20 protein-coding genes and 1 pseudogene are annotated in these 18,194 nt (G+C 66.3%); 12 read left to right on the top strand and 9 right to left on the bottom strand.

The features are described from left to right. From KVG96_RS25485 to lptM, 4 genes are read right to left on the bottom strand one after another with little or no spacing between them, the layout of a single operon-like run. Positions 1-726 carry a DUF484 family protein gene (locus KVG96_RS25485; RefSeq protein ID WP_217894496.1) on the bottom strand — a complete coding sequence of 242 codons (726 nt, stop codon included), beginning with the start codon at positions 724-726 and terminating at the stop codon, positions 1-3. Between the two features lie 13 nt (positions 727-739). Then, entirely contained in the window at positions 740-1,570 is an 831-nt protein-coding gene (gene dapF / locus KVG96_RS25490) for a diaminopimelate epimerase (RefSeq protein WP_217894497.1), read from the bottom strand. A 4-nt stretch (positions 1,571-1,574) separates the two neighbouring features. Continuing rightward, entirely contained in the window at positions 1,575-2,822 is a 1,248-nt protein-coding gene (lysA, locus tag KVG96_RS25495) for a diaminopimelate decarboxylase (protein WP_217894498.1), read from the bottom strand. 9 nt (positions 2,823-2,831) lie between these two features. After that, complete coding sequence (gene lptM / locus KVG96_RS25500; RefSeq protein WP_085630167.1) at positions 2,832-3,005, bottom strand: LPS translocon maturation chaperone LptM; 174 nt, start codon at positions 3,003-3,005, stop codon at positions 2,832-2,834. A gap of 352 nt (positions 3,006-3,357) precedes the next feature. Between lptM and cyaY the strand changes: the two genes are divergently transcribed. The 3 genes from cyaY to rnk all read left to right on the top strand — a co-directional run bounded on the left by cyaY (position 3,358) and on the right by rnk (position 4,457). Continuing rightward, on the top strand, positions 3,358-3,690 hold the full coding sequence (gene cyaY, locus KVG96_RS25505; RefSeq protein ID WP_217894499.1) for an iron donor protein CyaY: 333 nt from the start codon (positions 3,358-3,360) through the stop codon (positions 3,688-3,690). A 1-nt stretch (position 3,691) separates the two neighbouring features. Then, complete coding sequence (locus KVG96_RS25510; protein WP_085581164.1) at positions 3,692-3,904, top strand: DUF1289 domain-containing protein; 213 nt, start codon at positions 3,692-3,694, stop codon at positions 3,902-3,904. A gap of 142 nt (positions 3,905-4,046) precedes the next feature. After that, complete coding sequence (gene rnk / locus KVG96_RS25515; protein WP_085581162.1) at positions 4,047-4,457, top strand: nucleoside diphosphate kinase regulator; 411 nt, start codon at positions 4,047-4,049, stop codon at positions 4,455-4,457. Between the two features lie 7 nt (positions 4,458-4,464). Here rnk and KVG96_RS25520 read toward each other — a convergent pair whose 3' ends face one another. From KVG96_RS25520 to KVG96_RS25530, 3 genes are all read right to left on the bottom strand, one after another. Further along, positions 4,465-7,308 (bottom strand): class I adenylate cyclase, encoded by a 2,844-nt coding sequence (locus KVG96_RS25520; RefSeq protein ID WP_217894500.1) that lies wholly within the window; start codon positions 7,306-7,308, stop codon positions 4,465-4,467. 184 nt (positions 7,309-7,492) lie between these two features. Further along, positions 7,493-7,741: a TIGR02647 family protein gene (locus tag KVG96_RS25525; RefSeq protein ID WP_217894501.1), complete on the bottom strand. Its 249-nt coding sequence runs from the start codon at positions 7,739-7,741 to the stop codon at positions 7,493-7,495. Positions 7,742-7,932: 191 nt separating this feature from the next. Beyond that, positions 7,933-8,217: a hypothetical protein gene (locus KVG96_RS25530; RefSeq protein ID WP_217894502.1), complete on the bottom strand. Its 285-nt coding sequence runs from the start codon at positions 8,215-8,217 to the stop codon at positions 7,933-7,935. Between the two features lie 123 nt (positions 8,218-8,340). Here KVG96_RS25530 and KVG96_RS25535 point away from each other — a divergent pair, with 123 nt between their 5' ends. Further along, positions 8,341-9,000, top strand: a complete 660-nt coding sequence (locus tag KVG96_RS25535; RefSeq protein WP_217894503.1) for a glutathione S-transferase family protein — start codon at positions 8,341-8,343, stop codon at positions 8,998-9,000. Positions 9,001-9,090: 90 nt separating this feature from the next. Here the strand turns inward: KVG96_RS25535 and argH are convergent, their stop codons facing one another. Further along, positions 9,091-10,485 (bottom strand): argininosuccinate lyase, encoded by a 1,395-nt coding sequence (gene argH / locus KVG96_RS25540; protein ID WP_217894504.1) that lies wholly within the window; start codon positions 10,483-10,485, stop codon positions 9,091-9,093. A 322-nt stretch (positions 10,486-10,807) separates the two neighbouring features. On the opposite strand from argH, the pseudogene KVG96_RS27920 reads away from it, so the two are divergent. The 8 genes and pseudogenes from KVG96_RS27920 to rsd form a co-directional block, all read left to right on the top strand. Next, positions 10,808-10,927 (top strand): annotated as a pseudogene (locus tag KVG96_RS27920) (sensor histidine kinase); the annotation flags it as partial. Continuing rightward, positions 10,924-11,670: a LytR/AlgR family response regulator transcription factor gene (locus KVG96_RS25545; RefSeq protein ID WP_085630161.1), complete on the top strand. Its 747-nt coding sequence runs from the start codon at positions 10,924-10,926 to the stop codon at positions 11,668-11,670. The pseudogene KVG96_RS27920 and the gene KVG96_RS25545, both read left to right, overlap by 4 nt. Positions 11,671-11,797: 127 nt before the next feature. After that, a complete protein-coding gene (hemC, locus tag KVG96_RS25550; protein ID WP_217894505.1) occupies positions 11,798-12,739 on the top strand; it encodes a hydroxymethylbilane synthase in 942 nt (313 codons plus the stop codon). After that, the gene (locus KVG96_RS25555; protein WP_217894506.1) at positions 12,736-13,503 is read left to right on the top strand and encodes a uroporphyrinogen-III synthase; all 768 of its coding nucleotides are present in this window, start codon (positions 12,736-12,738) and stop codon (positions 13,501-13,503) included. Before hemC ends, KVG96_RS25555 begins: the two co-directional genes overlap by 4 nt. Before the next feature lie 16 nt (positions 13,504-13,519). Further along, complete coding sequence (locus KVG96_RS25560; protein WP_217894507.1) at positions 13,520-14,662, top strand: uroporphyrinogen-III C-methyltransferase; 1,143 nt, start codon at positions 13,520-13,522, stop codon at positions 14,660-14,662. Continuing rightward, positions 14,659-15,897 (top strand): heme biosynthesis protein HemY, encoded by a 1,239-nt coding sequence (locus KVG96_RS25565; protein WP_217894508.1) that lies wholly within the window; start codon positions 14,659-14,661, stop codon positions 15,895-15,897. The genes KVG96_RS25560 and KVG96_RS25565 overlap by 4 nt, the downstream gene beginning before the upstream one ends. Before the next feature lie 219 nt (positions 15,898-16,116). Next, complete coding sequence (locus KVG96_RS25570) at positions 16,117-16,659, top strand: disulfide bond formation protein B (RefSeq protein WP_217894509.1); 543 nt, start codon at positions 16,117-16,119, stop codon at positions 16,657-16,659. A gap of 181 nt (positions 16,660-16,840) precedes the next feature. Beyond that, complete coding sequence (gene rsd / locus KVG96_RS25575; RefSeq protein ID WP_217894510.1) at positions 16,841-17,311, top strand: sigma D regulator; 471 nt, start codon at positions 16,841-16,843, stop codon at positions 17,309-17,311. Positions 17,312-17,375: 64 nt separating this feature from the next. Here rsd and KVG96_RS25580 read toward each other — a convergent pair whose 3' ends face one another. Continuing rightward, positions 17,376-18,041, bottom strand: coding sequence for an FKBP-type peptidyl-prolyl cis-trans isomerase (locus KVG96_RS25580; RefSeq protein WP_217894511.1), 666 nt, complete (start codon positions 18,039-18,041; stop codon positions 17,376-17,378). Positions 18,042-18,194 lie beyond the last annotated feature (153 nt).

Raw genomic sequence — 18,194 nt, forward strand, 5'->3', positions numbered from 1 at the left:
TCAGCGCACCTTGCGCAGGGAACTGTTGACCCGTGGCAGCACGCGGCCCATGACTTCGGCGATGTAGCTCAAGAACAGCGTGCCCACCGAACTCTTGTAGTGCTGCGGATCGCGGCTGGCGATGGCGAGGATGCCGTGGATGCCCTGGTGGCTGACGGCGACCACGGCGGTGGAGCCGATCTGCTTGCGCTGCTCTTCGCCGAACAGGAAGTCCAGCTCATGCTCGCGCAGGCTGCCGCTGACGCTCTTGCCTTCGGTGAGCAGGCCGCCGATGGCGGTCTGCGCGTCGGCGTGGGTCACCCAGCGGCCCACCGGGGCCGGGTTGTCGCCGAGCAGGATCAGGCTCACGAACGGCACCTGGAAATCCTGGCGCAGGCTGTCCTCGACGCTGATCACCACGTCCTCGAGGGTCGCGGCGTCCATCAGCGCGAGGATCAGGCGCCGGGTCTTCTCGAACAGCCGGTCGTTGTCCCGGGCGACGTCCATCAGGTGCGAGAGGCGATGGCGCATCTCGATGTTGCGCTCGCGCAGGATCGCCATCTGGCGCTCGACCAGCGACACGGTGTCGCCACGCCGGTGGGGGATGCGCAGGGACGGCAGCAGTTCCTCGTGTTCGGCGAAGAAGTCCGGATGGGCCTCCAGGTAGGCGGCGACGGCGGCCGCCTCCATGTATTCGGCGGCGGATCCGGCGGACGGTCTGGCGGGGGCTTGAGGCTTGTCGGTCATGGCTTCTGCTCGCTCAAAGACGCACTTGTCCTTCGTATACACGCACTGCCGGACCGGTCATCAGCACCGGTTGGCCGGGGCCTGCCCATTCGATGGACAGGCGCCCGCCCGGCAGGTCGATCGACAGCGGCGAATCCATCCACCCCTGGCTGATCGCGGCCACGGCAGCGGCGCAGGCGCCGGTGCCGCAGGCCTGGGTTTCCCCGGCGCCGCGCTCCCAGACGCGCAACTGCGCGCGGTGGCGGTCGATGACCTGGAGGAAGCCGACGTTGACCCGCGCCGGAAAGCGCGGGTGGTGTTCGATCTTCGGCCCCAGCTCATGCACCGGTGCGCTGTGGATGTCATCCACGCGCAGCACGGCATGCGGGTTGCCCATCGACACGGCGGCGATGTCGACGGTGACGCCGTCGACCTGCAGCGGATAGCTTTGGGCCTGGGCCGGCGCATCGAACGGAATGTCGGCCGGCACCAGGCGCGGGGCGCCCATGTTCACGCCGATCTGGCCGTCGTTGCGCACGTCCAGCTCGATGATGCCGCCCTTGGTCTCGACGCGGATCCGACGCTTGGCGGTCAGGCGCTTGTCGAGCACGAAGCGGGCGAAGCAGCGGGCGCCGTTGCCGCACTGTTCCACTTCCGAGCCGTCGGAGTTGAAGATCCGGTAACGGAAGTCCACGTCCGGGTTGCTGGGCGCCTCGACGATCAGCAGTTGATCGAAACCGATGCCGGTGTGGCGGTCGCCCCACTGTTTGGCGTGTTTGGGCTGAATGTGCGCGTGCTGGCTGACCAGGTCGAGGACCATGAAGTCGTTGCCCAGGCCGTGCATCTTGGTAAAACGCAGCAGCATGGGGTCACTCCGGCAGCAGGCTTTCGCCGGCATACAGCTCGGCCACGGTTTCGCGGCGGCGCACTTCGAAAACTGAATCACCGTCCACCAGCACCTCGGCGGCGCGGCCGCGGGTGTTGTAGTTGGAGCTCATCACGAAGCCATAGGCACCGGCCGAATGCACGGCCAGCAGGTCACCCTCTTCGAGGGCCAGTTCGCGTTCCTTGGCCAGGAAGTCGCCGGTCTCGCAGATCGGCCCGACCACGTCGTAGGTCCGCGCCGCGGTGTCGCGCGGGCGCACGGCGGCGATGTCCATCCAGGCCTCGTACAGGGCCGGGCGGATCAGGTCGTTCATGGCCGCGTCGACGATGGCGAAGTCTTTGTGCCCGGTGTGCTTGAGGTACTCGACACGGGTCAGCAGGACGCCGGCGTTGGCGACGATGTAGCGGCCCGGCTCGAACATCAGCGCCAGGTCGCGGCCGGCGAGGCGTTCGCGCACGGCCTTGACGTAGTCGCCGGCCAGCGGCGGCTCTTCGTCGCGGTAGCGCACGCCGAGGCCGCCGCCCAGGTCGATGTGGTGCAGGTGGATGCCGCAGTCGCCGAGGCGGTCGACCAGGTCCAGCACGCGGTCGAGGGCGTCGAGGAACGGCGCCAGGGTGGTCAGCTGCGAGCCGATGTGGCAATCGACGCCGATCACGTCCAGGTTCGGCAGGTGCGCGGCGCGCACGTACACGTCTTCGGCATCGGCGATGGCGATGCCGAACTTGTTCTCTTTGAGGCCGGTGGAGATGTACGGGTGGGTGCCGGCATCGACGTCCGGGTTCACGCGCAGCGAGACCGGCGCGCGGACGCCCAGCTCGGCGGCCACGGCCTGGAGGCGCTCCAGCTCGTCGGTGGACTCGATGTTGAAGCAGTGCACGCCGACTTCCAGGGCGCGGCGCATGTCGTCGCGGGTCTTGCCGACGCCGGAGAACACGATCTTGTCGGCGCTGCCGCCGGCGGCCAGCACGCGTTCCAGCTCACCGCGGGAGACGATGTCGAAACCGGCGCCGAGACGGGCCAGGACGTTCAGCACACCGAGGTTGGAGTTGGCCTTGACCGCGAAGCAGACCAGGTGCGGCATGCCGGCCAGCGCATCGGCGTAGGCCCGGTACCGGGCCTCGATGTGGGCGCGGGAGTAGACGTAGGTCGGCGTGCCGAAGCGGTCGGCGACGGCGGACAGCGCCACACCTTCCGCGAACAGCTCCCCGCCACGGTAGTTGAAAGCGTCCATGGCGATCCCTTAGTAGACGTCGTGCTTGTGTGCCTTGGAAGCAGGCTGGTGCTGCGACGACTTGGCTTGCTCGGTCGGATCCTGATCTTCGTCTGGCAGGTACAGCGGGCCTTTTTGACCGCAGGCCGAGACGAGGCAGGCAACCGCGACGAGCGCCGCGAGGGAAGAGATCAGGCGCTTCATGGCGAAATCCTTGAAAATGCGTTAATTGCGCCGGAGTATACCGGCGACCCGGCGGATTGCCTATGCGACGGGGTTCCCGTCCGGCGGGGCCTGTTCCGGCGGCGCAAGCGACTCCTGCGGCGCACCGGCTGACGCCTTCGTCGGATCGCCGCCCGGGGCAAGCCCGCTCCCGCAGGGGCGGGGGCGAGTGCAGAGTCTGTGGCCGCCGCAAACATTGTGGGAGCGGGCTTGCCCGCGAAGGGGCCGGCGCATCCGACAGGGCGGCGCCCGGTCGTTATTCTTTGCAATCGGGCGCCGTCGCTCGTATCTTGCGGCCCTTGAGCCTGATCCGTCATTTCCCGAGGTTGCCGCAATGAGTCTGTCCGAAGCCCGTTTCCACGATCTGGTCGATGCCACCCAGCAGGCGCTGGAGGACATCTTCGACGACAGCGGCCTGGACCTGGACATGGAGAACTCGGCCGGTGTGCTGACCGTCAAGTTCGACAACGGCAGCCAGCTGATCTTCAGCCGCCAGGAGCCGCTGCGTCAGTTGTGGCTGGCCGACCGCTCCGGCGGTTTCCACTTCGACTACGACGAGCAGGCCGGCAAGTGGGTGTGCGAGAAGACCGAAGAGCTGCTGGGCGAAATGCTCGAACGCATCGTCTGGGAGCGTGCCGGCGAGAAGCTCGACTTCGACGAGATCTGAGATGAGCACCGAGATCCGGCCCGCCAAGCCGCTCTACAGCAACGTCAGCCCGGCGGTGCCTTCGCCGTGCAGCGGCGTCTGCCGGCTGGATGAGCAGAAGGTCTGCCTGGGCTGCTTCCGCCATGTCGAAGACATCCGCGAATGGCGCTCGGCGGACGACGAGCGCCGCCGGGCGATCTGCGCACAGGCGGTGGCCCGCAAGGCCCGGGCCTGACCGGCGGCCTTGGGTGGCTTGTATATTTTTTGAGCTGTGATAGTGTCCGGACACGCCTCAACCCATCGAGGCCCGGTAAGAACCCCGTCTTTTTTGGCGGGGTTTTGCTTTTTTGCGCAGAAGAAAGGAGTCTGCCCGGATCATGACCGCACCATCCATCACCCTTACCCGTCTGGACGTGCAACGTCTGGAGCAGCTGATCGACAGATTGCCTGAAGGCACCCGCGGCGTTGATGAGTTGCAAACCGAACTGGACCGCGCCGAAACGCTGGTGAGCCACGATGACGTGCCCGCCGACGTCGTCACCATGAACTCCCGCGTGCACTGCCGCGAGGAAGGCAGCGGCAAGGACTATCACCTGACCCTGGTGTATCCGAAGCACGCCAATGCCGACGAAGGCAAGATCTCGATCCTGGCGCCGGTGGGCAGCGCGCTGCTGGGCCTCAAGGTCGGCCAGCACATCGACTGGCCGGCGCCGGGCGGCAAGACCCTGAAGCTGACCCTGCTGGAAGTCGAATCGCAGCCGGCCAACGGCGGCGACTTCCCGGTGTGACCCCGCCTCAGGCCTGTTCGAGCGCCTCGTTCAGGGCGCGCTCCAGGTCGGCCTTGTAGCGCAGGTACAGATTGCTGGAACTCTGCCCGTCCCCGAGCAGGCCCGACAGGTCCAGGTCGGTGATGTAGCAGCGGTAGCGCTCGGTCTCCCGGCGCTGGCCGATGATCTCCCGGGCGACCACGCCGAACAGCTGGTCGCCATGCTCCAGTTCGCTGAATTCCCGTTGGTTGCAGTACAGCGTGACCTGCACCTGGCCGGGTGCGGCCTTGCCGACGATGGCCTGCACGTCGTAGTACGGTTCGTCCGCCGGGGTCTGCGGCGCCGGCCGCGCGTCGACCCGGCGCGCCCGTCCGGGGCCCTGGGGCAATAACTGGTAATACAAAATCTCGAGGTCGGGGGCCGGGCCCTGATCCATCGGCGCCTGCGTCTCGCGGCGGAACTGGATCGATTGCAGGAAACGCTGCAGCGGCACCAGCAGGCTCTGTTCGTCGTGGTAGGGCAAATGCTGCTGCCATAGCGCATTGAACTCATCCAGCACGTACAGCTCGGCCTGCCGCTCGGTCACCCGGTAGAACACCTGAATGCATTCGGGCTGGCCCATGGGCAGGATCAGCGCCAGGTCGTGGTCCTCCAGCGCCATCGGATCCAGGTGCAGGGGGCTGTAGTGCGGGAGCTCTTCGCCCAGGTAATCCAGCAGCGCGGGCAAGGTGGCGAGCGCCGCGTGGCTGACCTGGCCCGGCACCAGCTCGAGGACGTGATAGTGCTGCTGGACCTGGATCAGGTAGCGGTGGTTGAGCCCGCTCAGCAGCAAGGTCTGGGCGGTGTCGACGATCTCCTCCACCCGGCGGGCGATGAACTGCGCGCGGTTGTGGCAGAAGCAGCGCACCTGCAGCTTCGGTTGCCGTGCGCCGCCCGGCAGGTTGTTCAGGTAGTCGCGCAGGCAGTCGAGCAGGGCGTGGGGGCCGTCGAAACGGTTGACCAGCACCTCGTTCCAGCTGTTGAGCGTGACCTGGTCGAGGGTCAGCACCAGGTTCTCGCGCACCCCGGCGTAGCTCAGGGAGTCGGTGCGCTCGGTGGTCATCAGGATGTTCAGGTCGCGGTGGTGCTTGAGCGGATCGACGCCGACGTTGACCAGCAACAGCACCTCGCTCGGCACGCTGGCGTGCAGCAACGGTTCTTCGGCGACGGTGGGCAAGGGCAGGGCGATGCTCTGCTGCAGGCTGCCGAGCAGGTTGAACAGCTCGAACTCGCTCAGGTCGCTGGTGCCGGGGTGCAGCGCCAGCCGGGTGCTGCTGTCGATCACGCCGTTGCGGTGGCACCAGGTCAGCAGTTCCAGCAGCTCGCGGCTGCGCTTGATCGGTGCGAAGTGCTCCCATTCCAGGGCCGTGAGGCTGCCGTTGTACAGGCCCCACTGGGTCTGCCCCGGTTCTTTCTTGTTGGGCGACTGCACCAGCGTCAGGGTGTCTTCGGCCAGGTCCGGGGCGATGCCGGGGTTGATGAATTCGATCTTGTCGGCCTTGCGCTCGAAGGCCGCGTACAGCCGCCGGCCCAGCACGTTGAGGTCGCGCTTGTTGATCAGGCTGACGGTCTGTTCGGTGCGGGCGAAGCGGGTCAGGAAGCGGTAGCTGTAGTTCAGCTCGTTGACCAGCGCCAGGCGCTCGGCGCTGACCTGGCGCACCTTCCATTGGCTGCGGCTGTCGAGTAGCGCCAGTTGCCGCCGGTCCCAGTGCCATTCGCCTGCCAGGCGCTCGAGCAGCGAGCGCTGCCAGCTCTGGGTGCGGGTGCTGCCGGTGAGCTTGCGGTTGACCTTGAGGTACAGCGCCCGGCGCACCAGCTCCAGCCGCTCCGGTTCGTTGCGTGCCGTGAGGTATTCCTCGATGCGCCGGTACACCACCATGTACGGATCCAGCTCGTCCAGGTCCAGCCGGTTGGCGAACACCGCCTGCTTGAAGCGCAGGCTCAGACACTGCACGTGCGGGTGCTCGCTGGCGTAGACCTCGGTCAGCAGCAGTTTGAGCACCGACTTGTAGGGCGATTCGATGCCCTTGAACAACTGCCACAGCCCGGCGCCGATGAACTCCCCCGGCGGGATGTGCGCCAGGTGGCCGAGGTCGAGGGTTTCGTCGGTGCGGATGAAACGCTTGGAAATCAGGGTATGGGTGTACTGCGCATAGGCGCTTTCTTCATAGACCGGCACCAGCCACCAGATCGGCGTGCGGCCGGCGAGCCAGATGGCCGTGCGGTAGAACTCGTCCAGCAACAGGTAGTGCTGGGTGGTGCCGCAGTCTTCGGAGCTCAACTGGCTGTCGCGTTCGCCTTTGACGAAGCGGGCCGGGTCGATCAGGAAGAAATGCGCTTCGGCGCCCTGGCTCGCGGCCCAGGCTTCGAGGGCCTGGCACTTCTTGCGCAGTTCGGCCAGTTCGTTGTCGCCCAGGGCCGGGGCATGGCAGACCCACACGTCCATGTCGCTCTGGTCGGCCTGGGCCAGCGTGCCGAGGCTGCCCATCAGGAACAGGCCGTGGATCGGCCGGGGCGGATTGCTGCCGTGGCGCGGCTTGTAGGAGAACGAGCGGGTCAGGCGCTGGGCCTCGGTGAGGGTGTCGGCGTCCGGTTCGTAGTTCGACAGCCCTGCCGGCGTGCTGCCCGACACGTAGCCGGGCAGCAGCGGATGATTGACGTGGAAGAACAGCGGCAACAGGGTCAGCACGCTTTGCTGACGGGGCGACAGCCCTTCCCGCGCCCGGTTCAGGCGGCCTTCGTTGAGTTTGAGGAAACGTGCGCGCAGCTGGCTGAGCACCTTGCGGTCGATGCCTTCGTCCAGGTCGGGGCGGATTTCGTGGGTGCGGGTCATGTCGGCTCGCAGGGCTCGGGGGCAGAGGGGCTCGCAATGCCGGGGAGTTTAGCGCCTGGGCAGGGGAATCATTAAGCTGAATTTGTTTTTTTGGCGCCATTTTTCCAGCGCCGGTGCCGGCAGGCCAGCCGGGCTGGCCCGCGGAAAACCCGTGGCAGGGGTTTCCGTGGGCGACAGGGGAGGGTCAGGCGGTTTCTTTGGCGACGTCGAGGATGGTCAGCAGACCCTGCACGTGTTCTGCGGCGTCACGACCCAGGCTGGTCAGGTAGCCGCCGTCGACCTGGTCGATGAGTTCTTTCTGGAACAGGCTCTTGGCGGCGGCGATGTGTTTCGGGGCGGCGGTCTGATGAATCTTCAGACCTTCCTGGGAACTGTCCAGGTTGAAGAGTGCGAGGACTTCCAGTTCGGCAACCAACTCAGGGGTAAGCGACATAAGGACTCCAGACTTTCTAGGAATTGAGCGACAGCGCCCCTAAGGTGAACCTGCCGCTGCGGCCTGTCCAGTGCCGCCGACCGGGTTTTTCCTGGATGGGGGTGGAGTCCAGTGTAGTCAGGCGCCGGCGACGGGCCGCAGAGATGGGTGACAAATTGTGTGGGAGCGGGCGCGCTCCCACTGGATCGGGCTCATGGCTTTTCCGGCGGCAGCTCAGGGAGCGCGCGCAAGGCCGTCTCGTACCACTGGGTGTCGAACGCCCGGTCTTCGTCGAGCATGGCGTCGATCTCGTAGGCCAGCACATGGGCCATCAGATTGAGGATGTCTTCGCGTTCGTAGCCGACCAGGGTCAGCTTGTTGAACGTGGCCTTGGCCGCCGGCGGGTTTTCGCTCTCGATCTGGTTCTCGACGGCTTCGATCAGGGTGGACTCGGTGAAGGCTTCTTCGTCGTTGTCGATGTCGGTTGGCTCGCTCATGGCCGGCTCCTGTGCAAAAGGCGTCAGTCTACCCTCATTCAGCGCCGTGATGCCGGTGGCGCGAATCCCCGGCAGGATCTATAAACAGGCACTGCCCACCCCGCACGGCCTGGAGGCTATGTGATGTTCAAACTGTACGGATTCGCTGTCAGCAACTACTACAACATGGTCAAGCTGGCGCTGCTGGAGAAAGGCCTGCGGTTCGAAGAGGTCACGTTCTACCCGACGCAGACCCCGGAGGCCCTGGCCATCAGCCCCCGCGGCAAAGTGCCGGTGCTGGGGGCCGGCCCCGGCTACATCAATGAGACGTCCGTGATCCTCGAATACCTCGAACAGACCGGCCAGGGCGCGCCGCTGCTGCCTGCCGACCCGTTCGAGCGGGCGCAGGCGCTGGCGCTGGCCAAGGAGATCGAGCTGTACATCGAGCTGCCGGGCCGGGCCTGCTACGGCGAGGCGTTCTTCGGCGCGACGGTGCCCGAGGCGATCAAGGAAAAGACCAAGGCCGAACTGCTGCTGGGGTTTGCCGCCCTGGGCCGGCACGGCAAGTTCGCGCCGTACGTGGCGGGCGATAGCCTGAGCGTGGCGGACCTGTATTTCCTCTACAGCGTGCCGCTGGCCTGCGCGGTCGGGCAGAAGCTGTTCGGTGTGGATCTGCTGGCGCAGATGCCGAAGGCCAAGGCGCTGCTGGAGCAGCTGGAAGCGAATCCGCACGTGCAGAAGATCGCGGCGGACAAGGAAGCGGCGATGCCGGCGTTTTTGGCGATGATCGCAGCCAAGAAATAGAGTTGCGGGGTTTTCGGATCAGTCGTCGCCGGCAGGCCGGCTCCCACATTTGAGTGGTGGGAGCCGGCCTGCCGGCGATGCCATTGGCCTTTAGCGGGCGGCGAGCAGGGCCTGGCCGCGGGCCACGGCAGCCTTGACCTGGGCCGGCGCGGTTCCGCCGATGTGGTCACGGGCGTTGACCGAGCCTTCCAGGGTCAGCACGGCGAACACGTCCTGCTCGATCTGGTCGCTGAACTTGCGCAGTTCCTCGAGGCTCATTTCCGCCAGGTCCTTGCCGGTCTCCACGCCGTACTTCACCGCGTGGCCGACGATCTCGTGGCAGTCGCGGAACGGCAGGCCGCGGCGCACCAGGTAGTCGGCCAGGTCCGTGGCGGTGGAGAAGCCGCGCAGGGCCGCCTCGCGCATCATCGCGTGCTTGGGCTTGATCGCCGGCACCATGTCGGCGAACGCGCGCAGCGAATCGCGCAGGGTGTCGGCGGCGTCGAACAGCGGTTCCTTGTCTTCCTGGTTGTCCTTGTTGTAGGCCAGCGGCTGGCCTTTCATCAGGGTCAGCAGGCCCATCAGGGCGCCGAACACGCGGCCGGTCTTGCCGCGCACCAGCTCCGGCACGTCCGGATTCTTCTTTTGCGGCATGATCGAGCTGCCGGTGCAGAAGCGGTCCGGCAGGTCGATGAACTGGAACTGCGCGCTGGTCCACAGCACCAGCTCTTCGGAGAAGCGCGACAGGTGCATCATCGCGATGCTGGCCGCCGAGCAGAACTCGATGGCGAAGTCACGGTCCGACACGTTGTCCAGCGAGTTGCCGCCCACTGCGTCGAAACCCAGCAGCTGCGCGGTGTATTGGCGGTCGATCGGGTAGGTGGTGCCGGCCAGCGCGGCGCTGCCCAGCGGCATGCGGTTGGTGCGCTTGCGGCAGTCGGCCAGGCGCTCGTAGTCGCGGCTGAGCATTTCGAACCAGGCCAGCATGTGGTGGCCGAAGGTCACCGGCTGAGCGGTCTGCAGGTGGGTGAAGCCCGGCATGATGCTGCCGGCCTCGCGCTCGGCCTGCTCCAGCAGGCCTTTCTGCAGGCGGGTGATCTCGGCCAGGATCAGGTCGATCTCGTCGCGCAGCCACAGGCGGATGTCGGTGGCGACCTGGTCGTTGCGGCTGCGGCCGGTGTGCAGCTTCTTGCCGGTGATGCCGATGCGGTCGGTCAGGCGGGCTTCGATGTTCATGTGGACGTCTTCCAGGTCCACGCGCCAGTCGAACTGGCCGGCCTCGATCTCGCCCTGGATGGTCGTCAGCCCGTCGATGATGCTGTCGCGCTCGGCATCCGTCAGCACGCCGACCTTGGCCAGCATGGTGGCGTGGGCGATCGAGCCCATGATGTCGTGGCGATACAGGCGCTGGTCGAAAGTGACGGAGGCGGTGAAGCGGGCGACGAAGGCGTCGACGGGCTCACTGAAGCGGCCGCCCCAGGACTGATTGGTCTTGTCAGTGCTCATGAATTCGCTCGTATCGGCTTGGAGAAAGAAGGCTGCAAATGCTGGCGCGGATGATAACAGGGTTGCCGATCCTGTCGCTGACACTGGTCGAAACGTTTTTTTCTCATCTCGTGCGCCACAATCGCCGCCGTCGCCGCCGTGATTTGCGCAACGATATTTTCCGATTGAGCAATGTCGGGCCGACGAACGTCTACAGTTGGACTGAAGGGTCGGCGCAAATGCGGATCGGACGCCGGCCAAGAAAAAGAGAGGGGTGGGCGCTTTGGCCATCGGCAAGCCCTGCGCAAGGCGCAGGATCCGGGCACCGGCAAATTTTGCCGGCCGACGTACGGCACTTTTCGGCGCCCGCGCTAGTCTTAGCGTGGATCGCGGTGACGGACGTCACTCCACCTGTCTACGCTATCCTTGTGCGAGACTCACGCAGGAATCCAGCGCAATATGAATGTCCTGATCGTTGATGACGAACCCTTGGCCCGCGAGCGCCTCAGCCGAATGGTGAGCGAACTCGGGGGCTACACTGTCCTGGAGCCCAGCGCCACCAATGGCGAGGAGGCGCTGGCCCTGATCGACAGTCACAAGCCGGATATCGTGTTGCTCGATATCCGCATGCCGGGCCTGGATGGCCTGCAGGTCGCTGCCCGTCTGTGCGAACGAGAAACCCCGCCCGCCGTGGTGTTCTGCACAGGTTCCGATGAATTTGCCGTGGAGGCCCTGAAGGCCGGTGCCGTGGGCTATGTGGTGAAACCCGTGCGAACCGAACACTTGCAGGACGCCCTGAAAAGGGCCGAACGTCCCAACCGGGCCCAGCTCTCGGCCCTGACCCGTCCCGCCGCCGAAAGCGGCAACGGCCCGCGCAGTCACATCAGCGCCCGGACCCGCAAAGGCATCGAACTGATCCCCCTGGATCAGGTGGTGTACTTCATCGCCGACCACAAGTACGTGACCCTGCGCCACGAGCACGGCGAAGTCCTGCTGGACGAGCCGCTCAAGGCGCTGGAGGACGAGTTCGGCGAGCGCTTCGTGCGCATCCACCGCAACGCCCTGGTGGCGCGCGAGCGCATCGAGCGGCTGCAGCGCACGCCGCTGGGGCACTTCCAGCTCTACCTCAAAGGCCTGAACGGCGACGCCTTGATCGTCAGCCGCCGGCATGTGGCGGGCGTGCGCAAGATGATGCAGGGGCTCTGACCGGGCGTCCGTCGCTTCTTCCCGTCAGGCACACGGGCCAGGGAGGCCGTGCGCTTGCTGATTCAAGTCAAAGTGGATTTGGCTGAGCTGTTATCATCCGCCGTATCTATTCAGTACGGATTGATCCATGTCCTCTCGCGAAATCCGCATCGCCACCCGCAAAAGTGCTCTGGCCCTCTGGCAGGCCGAATTCGTCAAAGCCCGTCTGGAAGCGGCCCACCCGGGGTTGCAGGTGACGCTGGTGCCCATGGTCAGCCGCGGCGACAAGCTGCTCGACTCGCCGCTGTCGAAGATCGGCGGCAAGGGCCTGTTCGTCAAGGAACTGGAAACCGCGCTGCTGGAGAACGAAGCCGACATCGCCGTCCACTCGATGAAGGACGTGCCGATGGATTTCCCCGAAGGCCTGGGCCTGTTCTGCATCTGCGAGCGCGAAGACCCGCGTGACGCCTTCGTCTCCAACACCTACGCCAGCCTCGACGCGCTGCCGGCCGGCAGCATCGTCGGCACATCCAGCCTGCGCCGCCAGGCCCAACTGCTGACCCGCCGTCCGGATCTTGAGATCCGCTTCCTGCGCGGCAACGTCAACACCCGTCTGGCCAAGCTCGACGCAGGCGAGTACGACGCGATCATCCTCGCGGCGGCCGGCCTGATCCGTCTCGGCTTCGAAGACCGCATCACTTCGGCGATCAGCGTCGACGACAGCCTGCCCGCCGGCGGCCAGGGTGCCGTGGGCATCGAGTGCCGCAGCGCCGACCGCGAAATCCAAGCACTGCTGGCGCCGCTGCATCACGCCGACACCGCTTCGCGGGTGACCGCCGAACGTGCCCTCAACAAACACCTGAACGGCGGCTGCCAAGTGCCGATCGCCTGCTACGCCGTGCTGGAAGGCGATCAACTGTGGCTGCGCGGCCTGGTGGGCGAGCCGAGCGGCGGCAAGCTGCTCAGCGCCCAGGCCCGGGCCCCGCGCGAGGCGGCCGAGTCGCTGGGCGTGCAGGTCGCCGAAGACCTGCTCGGCCAGGGCGCCGACGACATCCTCAAGGCAGTGTACGGCGAGGCCGGTCACGAGTGACCGGCTGGCGCCTGCTGTTGACCCGTCCGGCGGAGGACTGCACGGCGCTGGCCGAGGTGTTGGCGCAGCAGGGGATTTTCAGCAGCTGCCTGCCGCTTTTGGAGATCGTCCCTTTGGCGGTCTCTGACACAATGCGCCGAACCTTGGGGCAACTGCCGCAGTGCGCTGCGGTGATCGTGGTCAGCAAACCGGCGGCGCGCCTGGCCGTGCAGCTGCTGGACGTTTGCGCGGACGTGCCGCCGTCGTTGCCCTGGTTCAGCGTCGGCGCGGCGACGGCGCAGATTCTAAAGGACCGGAGGCTGGACACCCACTTCCCGGACGAGGGCGACGACAGCGAAGCGCTGCTGCGCTTGCCGCGTCTGCGCGAGGCGGTGGCGCGGCCCGGTTCGCGGGTGCTGATCCTGCGCGGCGAGGGCGGGCGCGAGCTGCTCGCCGAGCGCCTGCGCGCGCTTGGTGCTAGTGTCGAGTATCTGGAGCTGTACCGCCGCGACCTGCCGGCCTGCGCGCCGGGGGAACTGACGCGCAGGATCGGATCGGAACGCCTGAACGGGCTGGTGGTCAGCAGTGGACAGGGTTTCGAGCACCTGCGCCAATTGGCCGGCGACGCCTGGCCCGAGGTGGCGCAGCTGCCGTTGTTTGTTCCAAGCCCAAGGGTCGCCGGGCAGGCGCGCGCCGCCGGGGCCCGAACAGTTGTGGATTGCCGCGGCGCCAGTGCCGCGGCCTTGCTGACGGCGTTACGGGAGCATCCCGTGCCCGTTCTCTAATGCAAAGGATGGATACGTGAGCGAAACAGCCTTGCCTAAAGATGATGTTCAACCTGTGACCGATGCACCGGTTGACGTACCACCACCGGCCCGGGAACCGCGTCGGGGAAACGGACTGGCCATCGTGGCATTGCTGCTGGGCGCCGCCGGCGTCGCGGTCGGCGGCTGGGGCGTCTGGCAGGTGCGGCACCTGCAGGCCGACACCCGGCAGCAGTTGAGCCAGGTGCAGGCGCTGAACGATCAGGCGCAGTCGCTGAAACTCAACGAGCAGCGCCTGACCGAGCGTCTCGGGCAATTGCCGGGCGCCGACGAGCTCGATGAGCGCCAGCGGCTGGTGACCCAGTTGCAGGGCGATCAGCAACGCCTCAACCAGCGTCTGGAAACCGTCCTCGGCGCCAGCCGCAAGGACTGGCGCCTGGCCGAGGCCGAGCACCTGCTGCGTCTGGCCAGCCTGCGCCTGTCGGCGCTGCAGGACGTCAGCAGCGCTCAGGCCTTGGTGCAGGGCGCCGACGAGATCCTGCGCGAACAGAACGATCCCGGTTCGTTCGCCGCCCGCGAGCAAGTGGCGAAAACCCTGGTGGCCCTGCGCAGCACCGCGCAGCCGGACCGCACCGGCCTGTTCCTGCGCCTGGGCGCCCTGCGCGATCAGGTCATCGAACTCACCGAACTGGCGCCCGAATACAAGGACCGCGGCGAATCCCTGCTGGGCCTGACGGCCGACGGCGACGGGGCCAGCCGCTGGGCGCAATGGTGGGATCAGGTCTCGCGGTACATCCGCATCGACTTCAACGCCGACAAGAACGTGCGGCCGCTGCTGGCCGGGCAGAGCCTGAGCCAGGTGCGCCTGGCCCTGAGCCTGGCGCTCGAGCAGGCGCAGTGGGCGGCGCTCAACGGGCAGGCGCCGGTCTACGCCCAGGCGCTGGGCGAGGCGCGGGACGTGCTCAAGGGCAACTTCAATCCGGACAACCCGCAAAGCAAAATCATGCTGGAGCAAGTGGCCGAACTGAGCCTGCAGCCCGTGACGGTCAGCACGCCGGACCTGGCCGGCACCCTGGGCGCGGTGCAGGCCTATCTCGAGCGGCGCAACGTCAATGCCGAAGACTCGGTCAAGCCGTTCGCCAAACCGGCCGCCGGCACGGCGCAGGAGGCCACGCCATGAAGCGCCTGTATGTGATCGTGTTTCTGGCCATCGCCGTCACGGCGGCGCTGGGCCTGGCGATCGCCCAGCATTCCGGTTACGTGCTGGTCGCGTACAAGAGCTTTCGCTACGAGTCGAGCCTGTGGGCGACCCTGGCGCTGGTGGCGATCCTGTGGCTGCTGATCTGGGCCGTCAAGGCGCTGGTCGAGCTGGTGCTGACGTCCGGCGGGGTGGTCAACCCGTGGTCGCGGCGCAACCGCAGCCGGCGCGTGCAGGTGGCGATCGAACACGGGCAACTGGACCTGGCCGAAGGCCGCTGGGCCAGCGCCCAGCGTCACCTGTACCGGGCCGCCGAAGCCGAGCGCCAGCCGTTGCTGTATTACCTCGGCGCCGCCCGTGCCGCCAACGAGCAGGGCAACTATGAGGAATGCGACCGTTTGCTGGAGCGCGCCCTGGAGCGTCAGCCCCAAGCCGAACTGGCGATCGCCCTGAGCCACGCGCAGTTGCAGACCGACCGCGGCGACACCGACGGCGCCCTGGAAACGCTGCAGGCCATGCACGGGCGCCATCCCCACAACGCCCAGACCCTGCGCCAGTTGCAGCGGCTGCATCAGCAGCGCGGGGAATGGTCGGCGGTGATCCGGCTGTTGCCGGAGCTGCGCAAGGACAAAGTCTTGCCGCCGGCCGAACTGACCGAGCTGGAACGCCGCGCCTGGGGCCAGAACCTGTCGCTGGCGGCCCAGCGTGAAGAGGACGGCACGGTCGGCCAGCAATCCCTTGAACGGGCCTGGCAGCAGCTCACCTCCGCCCAGCGCCAGGAGGCGCCGCTGGTGCTGGCCTACGCCGAGCAATTGCGTCAGCTGGGCGCGCAGGTCGAGGCGGAAGAGGTGCTGCGCAATGCCCTCAAGCGCAAGTACGACAGCCACCTGGCGCGCCTGTACGGCCTGGTGCGCGGCAACGATCCGGCGCGTCAGTTGCAGACGGCCGAGGGGTGGCTCAAGGAGCATCCCGCCGATCCGAGCCTGCTGCTGACGCTGGGTCGCCTGTGCCTGCAAGCCAGCTTGTGGGGCAAGGCGCGGGACTACCTGGAAAGCAGCCTGCGCACCCAGCGCAACCCGGAGGCCTGTGCCGAACTCGCCCGTCTGTTGGCGCGCCTTGGCGACACCGAACGCAGCAATCAGCTGTTCCAGGAAGGGCTGGGGCTGTTGGATGACCGTCTGCTGGCCGCACCGTTGCCGGTGCCGGCCCGTGCCTGAACGCGTGACGGGGAGCGTGCTCCCCGTTAACGCCAGACGCCGGAAAAGTTACTGCTGAGTTTGGTCTTAGGCAGCGTCCTACACGGGACTACATCTAATCCTCTCGCACCTGTCGGGATTTCCCTACACCTCTGGTGAAGTGTCGGCAGGGCCCCGCCTTGAAAGGCCGGCGCGCTTTCCTCTACCGTAACTGCCTGTCTTTACTGTTGCGGATAAGCCATGTCGTTGACCTGCTCACGCTCCCTGTTTTTCATGGCTTTCATGGCAGGGGCTCTGGCCCTGGGGGCTTCCTACTACCTCGAATACACGGTCGGCCTGACGCCTTGCAATCTGTGCCTGGTGCAGCGTCTGTTCCTGGCCGCGCTGTTCGTCTGCTGTGGCGCGGCGGCGGTGCATGGACCGCGGCGCGTCGGCCTGTCGCTTTACTGGGTGTTGGCGCTGGCCGCCAGCGCCGGGGGCATGACCGCCGCCTGGCGCCAGGTGCTGTGGCAGAGTGACCCGCTGCACCAGTTGGCGAACTGCATACCGGCGCCTGAAACGCCGCTGTCGTGGATGTGCGCGCTGTCGGGCATGTTCAACGACCACGGCGACTGCGCCGAGATCTCCTGGACGCTGTTCGACCTGAGCATTCCGGAATGGAGCCTGCTGTTTTTCATCGCGATGTCGATCCTGGCGGTCTACCAACTCTTGCGTCTGCTCTGGGGCGCCGTGCAGCGTCCGTTCGGCGGCGAAGCGTCGCACCGGCTGTTGATACGGGATTAAACGCTTGTATGAACTTTGTCGCCTGCGTACCTTGAAGCCACTGGCCTGCGGGAATAATCTGGCCCGCACGTGTCATTGCAATTCAGTTGCTCAATGACGCTCTGCCCGGCAGCCCCCGAATCCGTTTTCACAAGAGGGGCGCGGGTGTAGAGCAGTGACCCACAAGGGAAGAGAGATCGCCATGCTCGAAAGTTGTCAGAGTGCTCAGGAACGTTGGGGTGGAGTTCATCAACTGATCGACCGCTGGCTCCGGGAGCGCGAGGAACTGGTGACCGCGTTCCGCGAACTGCGTGACGCCAAGCCTGCGTTCGCCGACAAGTCGAAGAACGGCCGGTTCTGCCAGATCCTCGTCGATTACGTGTCCGCCTGGCACTTCGAAGTGCGTGAGCAGTTGACCGATGAAGCCAAGGCGTTCGATGACGAAGGCGGGCTGGAACTGGCGGAGCAGATCGGGCCGCGCATCGATGAGATCACGCAGCACGCGGTGGCCTTCAATGACCATTGCCACAAAGGCGAGTGCAACGACACCGAGCGCTTCTCCGAGGCGCTGCAAAAGCTGGGCGGTCTGCTGCGCGAACGCTTCGAGCTGGAAGACTGCCTGATCGAAGTGCTGCACAACGCCCACAAGGAAGAGGCCCCGGTTCAGGCCTGACGGCAACCCTTGGGCAAGACACACAGAACGGTGCGCCATGGCGCACCGTTTTTCGTTGGCGCGGTCAGCCGGTCGCGCCCTTCAATTCGACCTCGAACACCAGCGGCGTGAACGGCGCGATCAGGTCGCCGGCACCGTCCGCGCCGTAGGCCTGATCGGAGGGAATCACCAGTCGCCACTTCGCGCCCACCGGCATGTTCTGCAACGCGGTGCGCCAGCCGGCGATCACGCTGTCGAGGTTGAACCACTGCGGCTGCGTGTTCTGGTCGAACACGGTGCCGTCCGGCAGCCGGCCGACGTACAGCACCTGCACCTTGCCGTCGGGACCTGCCTTGGTGCCTGTGCCGGGCGCAAGCTCGGTCATCAGGATGCCGTCGGCCAGTTCCTTCACGCCGGGCTTGGCCTTTTCGGCGGTGAGGAAGCGCTGTTCGTTTTCCATCGCGGCTTCGCTCGACGGTTGCGATGCCTGCTCGGCGTTGCGCGACTCGTGGTCGGCCAGGATCTGCTCGATCCGCGCCTCGCTCAAGGCCAGCGGCTTGCCTTGGTAGGCCTGCTGCAACCCGTCGATCAACGCCTGCAGCTGCAGTTGCGGCACCTCCTGGCGCAGGCGTTCGCCGAGGCTGGCGCCCAAGCTGTAGGCCAGGTCATGGGCATCGTTCGCGGTGGTTTTTTCGTCGGCCTGAGCGACGGAAAAAACCAGGCAGAGGGACAAAAAAAAGTAGCGCGGCATGGGCACTCTCCATCCAGAATTGCGGTGGATTATGCCAGCGCAGACGCCTGCAACGGTGAACTGCTTTTGCCTGTGCGCAGAAGTTTTGCGCAGCGCTGCAACCGAGCGCTTTCGATACTGTCAACATGCCCTAGCGGCGGTAGCAGCAGAGGT

Origin of the sequence: Pseudomonas ekonensis (assembly GCF_019145435.1) — a bacterium.
Classification (GTDB): Bacteria; Pseudomonadota; Gammaproteobacteria; order Pseudomonadales; family Pseudomonadaceae; genus Aquipseudomonas; species Aquipseudomonas ekonensis.